The following is a 2264-nucleotide window of genomic DNA, read 5'->3' as shown; positions in this document are numbered from 1 at the left end:
TAAGTAAATCTTGCTATACCAGCGTGCTTAGACATCAAGACGCGCTGATATGAATTTAGTTTTAATTGCGTCTTGATTGATAAAAGCATTTTGGTTGAGTGCTTCTTAGCAGTGTCGAAGTTCGTACCTTATTGTACACTATTGTCTATGCTTTTGCTGTCTTAGGATATGCTCTTTTCCATGCAAAATTAGGGTAGGGATGGGACGTTGCAGTTGTCCTTCTTGATATTGGGCAGCATCGGTAACGAAATCGTAATGAAGGGGTAGCGTAGACGCTCTTAGCGGCTTGTCGTTAGAGTGAGGAGTGAGGAGTGAGGAGTGAGGAGTGAGGAGTGAGGAGTGAGGAGTTAGGAGTTAGGAGGAGCGGTAGAGACGTTCCACGCTTTACGTCTGTAGGTCTGAGCGCTCGTAGCGGAATGAGGAGGAGCGGAGTGAGAAGTTAAAATTCATAACTCATAACTCATAACTCATAACTCATAACTCATAACTCATAACTCATAACTCATAACTCCGCTCCCCCTAACTTTAATTACCGCATGGTGACGAATTCTTCTGCGGATGAGGGATGGATACCGACGGTGGCATCAAAGTCTTTTTTGGTTGCACCCATTTTGACAGCGATCGCTACACCTTGAATTATCTCAGCTGCATTTTCTCCTACCATGTGAGCGCCTAGTACTTTGTCGGTGTTACCATCGACTACCAACTTCATCATGGTTTTTTCTTGAGCGCCGGTTAAACTATGAAACAATGGGCGGAAGCGTGTACGATATACTTTGACTGCATCACCGTATTTATCGTGTGCTTCGGCTTCTGTCAAGCCGACTGTAGCCGCTTCTGGGTTAGAAAATACCGCTGTAGGAACAGTTTCGTGGCTGAATAAACGGCGGTTGTTGCCAAATTCACTATCGGCAAAAGCGCGACCTTCACCAATTGCTACCGGAGTTAAGTTGATTCTGTCAGTGACATCACCGACGGCAAAGATATTCGGTTGGGAAGTTTGACTAAATTCATTGACAGCGATCGCCATCATATTACTGTATCCGGGTCCTTCGATCTTACCTTCAACAAGATCGACTCCGGCATTTTCTAAACCCAATCCCTCGACATTCGGCATCCGACCGGTTGCGACTAAAAACACGTCGGCAATTATTGGTTCTTGGTCTGCTTCTGATAAAGTCAGCTTTATTCCTTCCGGTACTTTCTCAGCTGTTTCGATTAGATTATTCTTGATCAAGCGAATGCCGTGATTCGTCATTCCCTCTTCAATTTCGGTGCGGATGTCATCATCAAAACCTTTCAAAATTTTCTCGCCTCTGGTAATCTGTGTCACCTCGGAACCAAGACCACGCATGATGCAAGCAAATTCTGTGCCGATGTAACCCGCGCCAATAATGACGATGTGCTTCGGTTGCTGTTTGAGGTGAAAGATTTCGTTGGAAGTAATGCCATATTCCATACCAGGTAAATCTGGTTTAACCGGACGCCCACCCACAGCGATTAAAATTCTCTGTGCTGTAACTTTGCGTCCATCAACTTCTACGGTGTGAGGATCTACTAATCTAGCACGAGCGGGAATGAGTGAGACACCGGCTTTTTCTAAAAAACCGATATGCAATTGCGATAGTCTGCGGACTTCTTTATCTATAGAAGTAATGAAATGTTCCCAATCTAACTCAGCTTCACCGACTTTCCAGCCATAACCTGCGGCATCATGAAATAATGCGGGAAAGTGAGAGCCATAAACCATGAGTTTTTTGGGAACACAACCGCGAATCACACAAGTACCACCAACTAAATCATTTTCAGCGATCGCCACTTTTGCACCGTAGCTAGCTGCACGCTTGGAAGCTGCTAAACCACCAGAACCAGCACCAATAACAAACAAGTCGTAATCATACGTCATAAAAATTATGTTCCCTGCAAATAGGACAACTTCGCGCTTTTGTTTCTCTATAACTATTGAAACAAAATTCATCTGTGGTTGTTGGCTGAGATTTCCGTCCCAAGATTTATGGTGGTAAGGCGATCGCTATTCTACCCAATTACTGAACTGTAGCAAAACTTCAGGGGAGTGGAGGAGTGGGGGAGTGGAGGAGTGGAGGAGTGGAGGAGTGGAGGAGTGGAGGCAATACGGTTCGGTTAAGAATATTTGTGAACCCAAAACCCTTGTAGAGACGTTGCACTTGCTAGTCTCTACATACGTTAACACCAACCGTATTGGGAGTGGAGGAGTGGAGGAGTGGAGGAGTGGGGGACGACTT

Annotated in this window: 1 protein-coding gene; it reads right to left on the bottom strand. The window is 45.2% G+C overall.

The annotated features are described in order from the left end of the window. Window positions 1-529: 529 nt before the first annotated feature. Entirely contained in the window at window positions 530-1906 is a 1377-nt protein-coding gene (gor, locus tag OGM63_RS24610) for a glutathione-disulfide reductase (RefSeq protein ID WP_263748303.1), read from the bottom strand. Window positions 1907-2264: the final 358 nt, after the last annotated feature.

The organism is Plectonema radiosum NIES-515 (genome assembly GCF_025753815.1).
GTDB classification, from domain to species: Bacteria; Cyanobacteriota; Cyanobacteriia; order Cyanobacteriales; family Nostocaceae; genus Hassallia; species Hassallia radiosum_A.
Note: the sequence above shows the minus strand (reverse complement) of the source record. Positions and strands in the feature narration are given on the sequence as shown.

Coding starts and splice junctions, on each gene's coding strand:
- gor (WP_263748303.1), bottom strand. CDS start 1,906: ATGACGTATGATTACGACTTGTTTGTTATTGGTGCTGGTTCTGGTGGT.